This window comes from Aequorivita sp. Q41 (assembly GCF_039831855.1).
Lineage (GTDB): Bacteria > Bacteroidota > Bacteroidia > Flavobacteriales > Flavobacteriaceae > Aequorivita.
In genome coordinates this window covers 1-6921 of sequence record NZ_JBDPMS010000006.1, presented here as the reverse complement: position 1 = coordinate 6921, position 6921 = coordinate 1, and the positions used below count along the sequence as shown (strand labels likewise).

8 protein-coding genes and 1 tRNA gene are annotated in these 6921 nt (G+C 30.9%); all 9 read left to right on the top strand.

Translation table 11 applies throughout. The features are described from left to right. Positions 1-692: hypothetical protein (locus ABJ955_RS13350; protein ID WP_347375134.1), on the top strand; the 692-nt coding region annotated here is incomplete at its 5' end. A gap of 162 nt (positions 693-854) precedes the next feature. Beyond that, positions 855-1574: an endonuclease/exonuclease/phosphatase family protein gene (locus ABJ955_RS13345; protein ID WP_347375133.1), complete on the top strand. Its 720-nt coding sequence runs from the start codon at positions 855-857 to the stop codon at positions 1572-1574. A gap of 161 nt (positions 1575-1735) precedes the next feature. After that, positions 1736-2224, top strand: a complete 489-nt coding sequence (locus tag ABJ955_RS13340; protein WP_347375132.1) for an ATP-binding protein — start codon at positions 1736-1738, stop codon at positions 2222-2224. 390 nt (positions 2225-2614) lie between these two features. Then, a tRNA-OTHER gene (locus ABJ955_RS13335) sits at positions 2615-2721 on the top strand. 17 nt (positions 2722-2738) lie between these two features. After that, on the top strand, positions 2739-3233 hold the full coding sequence (locus tag ABJ955_RS13330) for a hypothetical protein (RefSeq protein ID WP_347375131.1): 495 nt from the start codon (positions 2739-2741) through the stop codon (positions 3231-3233). Positions 3234-3537: 304 nt separating this feature from the next. After that, entirely contained in the window at positions 3538-4833 is a 1296-nt protein-coding gene (locus tag ABJ955_RS13325) for an ATP-binding protein (protein WP_347375130.1), read from the top strand. A 5-nt stretch (positions 4834-4838) separates the two neighbouring features. Further along, on the top strand, positions 4839-5477 hold the full coding sequence (locus ABJ955_RS13320) for an RloB family protein (RefSeq protein ID WP_347375129.1): 639 nt from the start codon (positions 4839-4841) through the stop codon (positions 5475-5477). A gap of 150 nt (positions 5478-5627) precedes the next feature. After that, entirely contained in the window at positions 5628-6140 is a 513-nt protein-coding gene (locus ABJ955_RS13315) for a hypothetical protein (RefSeq protein ID WP_347375128.1), read from the top strand. Positions 6141-6326: 186 nt separating this feature from the next. Beyond that, entirely contained in the window at positions 6327-6809 is a 483-nt protein-coding gene (locus ABJ955_RS13310; RefSeq protein ID WP_347375127.1) for a DUF1572 domain-containing protein, read from the top strand. The last annotated feature ends 112 nt before the right edge of the window (positions 6810-6921 follow it).

The following is a 6921-nucleotide window of genomic DNA, read 5'->3' as shown; positions in this document are numbered from 1 at the left end:
GATTTAAAAACATCGTTTTGAATAGTCAAAAAACAACAATAAAAAGGTCAACCTATTTCAGTATAATACAAAAAACATCGTACATACAATTTGAATTTCCAAAAAACGAGCAAAAAACCGAACGTGACGGAATTATAAAACGGAATTTAAAAAAAGCGTTTAGCGAAATTTTCAGCGCAATAATTCCAAAAGCAAATCCTGATTTTGAGGATAAATTCGACCTCGTAGAAAAATGGATTATCGAATTGGATAATGAAACTGGAATCCCACAACGTGAAATCGGAATGGATAAAAGAGGACGAATAATTGTGAAAATGCCGTTCAAGAAAAATTATGGTTTTTGGACTGATAGTAATTTAGTATTTACCGATTTTATAAGTCAATTTGACACTTCAGATATTAGCAGAGATACTTTCGAAAATTATTGGAGTTTATTCGAAAAAACAGAGGACTTTGAAACCGAACTAACCGAATACAAAATCCAATCGAATGGAGCTGACAGCGGACGTAAATATTTAACAACTATAGTTGAGTTTAAAGGACAAAATCGAGAAATAATTATCTTGTTCACAGATAAATCAGACGAGGAAAAAATTACTGGATCGAATAAAATAAAAGTGCGAGGAAAAGTAGTTGATGATGGAATTGAACAATCGTTAACTCTGTACGAAACGAAATTAGTAACTGAATAAAAACGGTGGGTAACAAAGTATATAATCCATTGCTAGTTCTAGCCTACTTACGAATATTCCTGCGGAATATTCTATTCGGTTTTTATTTGCTAAATTAGTGACTTATACACGCAACGTATCATATACAAAACCGTTGGCGTGCATTAGAAAACAGAGCTCAAATTGAAAATTATAACTTGGAATTGTAATGGAGCATTAAGAAAAAAGTTTGAGAATTTAACGGACTTTAATGCTGACATACATATAATTCAAGAGTGTGAAAATCCAGCGGAAACCAAACACATAGAATATAATGAATGGGCCGAAAATTATTTGTGGATTGGAGACACCAAAAATAAAGGAATTGGAATTTTTGCAAAGAAAAACATAGAGCTGAAAAGACTGAATTGGTCGGACAATTATAAAGACCATAAAGTAAAACACTTTTTACCTTGTTCTGTAAATGGAGACTTTGACTTATTAGCCGTTTGGAATCACAGCAATAAATCACCGACTTTTGGATATATTGGACAATTATGGAAATATCTTCAAGTCAACAAACCGAATTTAAATAAGAGTTTAATTATTGGAGATTTTAATAGTAACAAGATTTGGGACAAATGGGACAGATGGTGGAATCACTCTGACGTAGTGACTGAACTGAACGAAATCGGAATTGAAAGTTTATATCATAAATATTGGAAAGAAGAACAAGGAACTGAAACTCGACCGACTTTTTTCCTGCATAGAAAATTAGAAAAGCCATATCATATCGATTATGTTTTTGGCAGTAAAGAATTTATAAATGGACTAAAAGAAATGGAATTTGGAAAAATTAGTGATTGGTTAAAAGTAAGCGACCATTTACCAATTATTTGCGAATTTGAAACTGAAAAAAAATAACGACACGCCAACACTGTGTATAAAAAATGCTTATTTTAGTGCTTAACCAAAGGGTAGGAGTGTGTTTGGTTTTGTTCGGGTTTAACACGAACAATCATAGAAATTAATCCCGCACATTTCATACACAAACACGTTGCCACACATTAAAAAAAACATCGTAAATGATTAATCTGATAGTTGGAAATACTGGTTCTGGAAAAACAACCTATTCAGCGGAATTAAAAGAAAAAAATAACGGAATAATATTTTCGATTGACAAGTGGAACAAAACTTTATTTCTGCCCGACAAAAAACCGACTGACGGATTAGAATGGTTTTTAGAAAGAATTGACAGAGCGGAAGAAATGATAATGGAATTAGTAACGCAATTAGAAAACGCAAAAACTGACTCTATTCTGGATTTGGGACTTTCAAAATTCGAGCATCGGGAGAAGTTTAGAAAGTTTGCGGAATCGAAAGGATACGAACTGAAAATTCATTTTTTGGATATTTCAAAAGAAACTCGGCTGAAAAGAGTAATGAAAAGAAATACCGAAAAAGGAGAAACATTTGAATTCGAGGTTAGCAAAGAAAATTTTGATTTTATGGAAACTTGGTTTGAGAAACCGAGTGAAAAAGAAATGAAAAACGGAATAACCATTGCGGAATAAAAACGTGTGGCAACACCGTGTATAAAAAATGCTTATTTTAGTGCTTAACCAAAGGGTAGGAGTGTGTTTGGTTTTGTTCGGGTTTAACACGAACAATCATAGAAATTAATCCCGCACATTTCATACACAAACCCGTTGTCTATAATGCTGAAAAAAATCGTTCATTGAAAAAATAATCTCGAAAGAGATAAAAATCTTGATGCTCAAGGTTACTAAGTCTATTGACTTTACTATGCTCGTAATCAGAGTTAGTCTGTCGATAAATCCACAAAATTTATTAACATACACAAAAACGAAGATTATGAAAAAAATAGAACAGATTAACGGAATTCTGAAAAGAACAAAAATTATGAATTTTATAAAAAGTATAGCTTTAGGAGTCGCATTCGTGGAGAAGATGGTCTAACTTCTGATTATAAAGTATAGAAATAAATAGGTGCTTGGTGGCTATTCAAGACTGAATGCGTGGGCAGGTTCGATTCCTGCCTTCTCTACCATTCAAAAATTAAAAAATATGGAAATTGAAAGTTTTAAAATATCAGGTCACTCAACGAAAAGAAATTGGGCTGTTTATTTAATTGTAGCGAAACCAATTAGCAAAAAAGGTAAATCTATGCTTTATGTTGGTAAAGTTGGAGATAATAGAGATGGTTGCAATCCTGTAATATCAAGAGTTGGAAATCATTTTTCCTTCACTAAGGCGCATTCACAAATTAGAACTGCTTTAAAAACTAAAAGAACTGAGGATTATAATTACGAATATTTTTATTGTCATTTTGGAGAATATGAAAATCAATTAGAATTACGAATCGAGAGTCGAAAGAAAACGGACGAATTGGAACGTGAACTGAATAGAATAGTTCAAAAACGGATGGATAATAATTCATTTGAGCTGATGAATCCATTTAGTGGTAAAACAATCGCTAAAGCAAAAAAAGAAGAACGAGCGAAATTGATTACTAAATCCGAAATTGAAATGTTGGAAAAACTGTGCGCGAAAGCACTATAGACAACAATGTATATAAAAAATAGCGCAAGTCGTTGCTAACACAAAGGTTTGGGCATTTTTAGAAAGTCGCCAAATTTTTAAATTTGACGACTTTCAATAAAAAAGATAAATAGTAAAATTTAAAAATTCGGCTAGTATTAATCAGAAAAGTAACGGCTTGTTTTCAGCGCTACTTTTCATATACGGAGCCGTTGGCAGTAAGCTAACCAATGTAACTAATTAACAAAAATTAAACACAAAAAATCAAAATAAATCAATTTTTTATCGTTAATTTGTAAACAACTTACAAAAAATAGATAATAAAATGATAATCAATTTTAGTTTGCAAAATTTTGGTTCTGTAAAAGAAAAACAGACGTTGACTTTTGAGGCAGACAAATCTGAACACCTTAATGATTATTACATAATGGATGTAAGTGGTTTTAGATTACTTAAACTAGCTCTTATCTATGGTGCTAATGCATCAGGAAAAACTACAATACTCAAAGGTTTAGAGTTTTTAAGAGACCTAATTCTAGAACCCGAAGAAAAGAAAACTGACACATTAGAATTCAAGCCTTTTCTTTTCGATAAAGAGACACCTAATCAGACTTCAATACTATCTATCGATTTTTTACAAAATGGAATAAGATATGACTATGAGATAGAATTTACAGAAAAAGCTATCATTAGTGAAAAACTGGACAACTACAACCCTAAAAAAGCTAATGTTTTTAAAAGAGAAACTGATTTAAAACATCAGTTTACAGAGATAAAATTTGGCAGCAAAATAAAAAAAGACAAAACATTTATCAAAACTCTTGAATCCAACACTCTATGGAATAATAGCGTTTTAGGTGGGTTTCTAAAAACAAACATCGATTCTATTGAATTAAACGAAACTATAGATTGGTTCAAAACATATTTAAAGCCACTAGTATACACAAGGACTGAACTAGAAGGTTATATAACCTCAAAAATTGATAACAATGAAATTCTAAAAAAAGATGTAATAAATATCTTAAAAAAAGCAGATTTTCATATTTCAGACATACATATTCAAGAAGAAGACAAAGAATTACCTGATGGTTTTATTGAGTTTATAGAAAAACAACTTAAAGCCTCTAATGAAAGAGTAAAAAAGCTTAAAGAAGAAGGTAAAATAACTTCAGTAAATATCGATTTTGAACATACCGTAAATGGTAACAAGTATAATCTACCAATAGACCTAGAATCTCAAGGTACTAGAAGATATTATGGTTTTGCCGGTTTACTCGCATTGTTAATTAAAAACAATCACATTATTCCAATAGATGAACTTGAAGCTTCTCTTCATCCAGATTTGTATATTCAATTTTTATTATCATTTCTTGTTAACTCTGAAAATTCTCAAATATTAGCTACTACGCATAATAGAGAAATATTAGATAATAAAGATGTTTTTAGAAATGATGCTATTTGGTTCACAAATAAATCAGAAGACTGTTCAACAGAACTTTACTCTTTAGCTGATTTTGACACTTCTGTGGTAAGGGACACTACAAACGTACTAAATGCATACAAAAGTGGAAAATTAAAAGGAAAACCTAATTTAGGTGATTACTACATTGATCTTGACTAACGCTTATGAGACAAAGATCAAAAATCAAAATAAAAGGTTCCAAGGCATTTGCATTTGTTGTTGATGGTGATACCGAGGTTTGGTATTTACAAATGTTCAAGCGTAACGAAAGAGAGCTAAACATAAACATAGAGCCAAAACTTCCAAGTAAAAAAAGTATTCCTGAACAATTTAAAATGGTTAAGGATTTAGCTGAAGACTACACTAAAGTTTTTTGGATTGTGGATTATGATGTAATTGCAAAAGAAACACGTGAAGCCAAAAAAGGTGTTGAAACAAGCGAACAATTATTTATTAAACTAAAAGAAAAAGCTGAAAAGTTTGATAATGTTATTGTCATTGTAAATAATCCCTGTATCGAATTTTGGTTTTTATTACATTTTGAAAAAACCAATAAACTCTTTACAGACTGTAATTCGGCAGAAAAGCAACTAAAAAAACACTTAACTGATTACCAAAAAACAAGGAAATATTTCACAAAACAGGATAATGATATTTACTTAAAACTCAAACATAAATTAAGTGATGCAAAAGTAAATTCTAAAAACCTAAAATTTGATAAATACAATACAAGTAAAGCAATCTGTGAAATGAATTCTTTATTCGAAATGGAAGAAGTTAAAAAGGTAACCGACAAAAAATAAAGCCTACTGCCAACAACGTATATAAAAAATAGCGGTTTAATCGCTTAAACAAAAGTAAATGAATAAATTAAAGGTCATTGTCAAGCTGAAAAATTAGTTCTTAAAATCCGCTACTTTTCATATACAAAACCGTTGGCAACAATTTAAGAAATGACGAAATACATTAAATTATTTATACTTCTTTTGACATTAACTGCTTGCGGACAGAAAGAAACTGAAAAGAAAACACCAGAAAATGTGAATGAAAAGTCTGCGAAATCGGAACAAAAATCTGATTCTGAAAAAGTGGAAAAATGGACTGATTCTAATGGAAACGTTTTCATCGAAAAAGGAAATGAAATTTCTATAATTCCTGCCAAATACAATAAAACTGGAAAAACAAACAAAGTATTTATTTACAATGAAACTTCTGACGGAATTGGAATCATTGGTAATTTAAAAATAAAACCGAATGGATTTAAAGTTTTTAATCTCAAAGATACTGACACTCTAAAATTAGAAAATGGAGTGAAATTTATGTTTGGAGAAACTTATGGACTTGAGGTTGAGGACAAAAAATCTCAAGTTAGTGGACTTGGAGGAAAATATTTAGACATTTATAAAGTTCCTGATGATGCTGAATGGGCTTTTGTCATAGTACCAATTGGAAATGGAGATAAATGAAAAACTGTTGCCAACAATGTATAACCGCAATTACGGCGGATTCGACTACGTCCGAATCCACTCGGAATTGCGAGCGTCAGTGCTTAACCGAATATTAACGCATATTAATCCGTAACTGACGGTTATACGAGACCGTTGTAAGCAATTAAAAAACACTCTGCTGAAAATATAAATAGGAATTTAAAAATGAGATTAAACGAATATTTAACTAATAGACTTAAAGAAGTTTTTACTGAAGGAAAATGGATTGTAGGAACTAATTTCAAAGAACAAATCTTTGACTTAAATTGGAAAGACGCTATTCATAAAGTTGAAGATTTCAATACTATAGCTGATTTGACATTCCATATTCACTATTTCATTGCTGGAGTAGCAAAAGTTCTTGAAGGTGGTTCACTTGATATTAAGGACAAATTTAGTTTTGACTCGCCACCTATCAATTCTGAACAAGATTGGAGAAATTTAGTTCAGACATTCTGCTCTGATTCTGAAAAATTCATCAGACTTGTTGAAAATATGACTGACGAAAAATTGAAAGACAGCTTTGTTGACGAAAAATATGGAACTTATTATAGGAATATTGATGTTATGATTGAACACACTTACTATCATCTTGGGCAAATAATTCTTATAAAAAAACGAATTATAAAAGAAAAGCTGAATAAATAACTGCTTACAACACCGTGTATAATTAATGGCTAGTTCTCGCCTACTTACGAAAATCCTCGCGGATTTTCTATTCGGTTTTTATTTGCTAAATTAGGTGCTTAAACACGCCACT

Coding starts and splice junctions, on each gene's coding strand:
- ABJ955_RS13340 (WP_347375132.1), top strand. CDS start 1,736: ATGATTAATCTGATAGTTGGAAATACTGGTTCTGGAAAAACAACCTAT.
- ABJ955_RS13330 (WP_347375131.1), top strand. CDS start 2,739: ATGGAAATTGAAAGTTTTAAAATATCAGGTCACTCAACGAAAAGAAAT.
- ABJ955_RS13325 (WP_347375130.1), top strand. CDS start 3,538: ATGATAATCAATTTTAGTTTGCAAAATTTTGGTTCTGTAAAAGAAAAA.
- ABJ955_RS13320 (WP_347375129.1), top strand. CDS start 4,839: ATGAGACAAAGATCAAAAATCAAAATAAAAGGTTCCAAGGCATTTGCA.
- ABJ955_RS13315 (WP_347375128.1), top strand. CDS start 5,628: ATGACGAAATACATTAAATTATTTATACTTCTTTTGACATTAACTGCT.
- ABJ955_RS13310 (WP_347375127.1), top strand. CDS start 6,327: ATGAGATTAAACGAATATTTAACTAATAGACTTAAAGAAGTTTTTACT.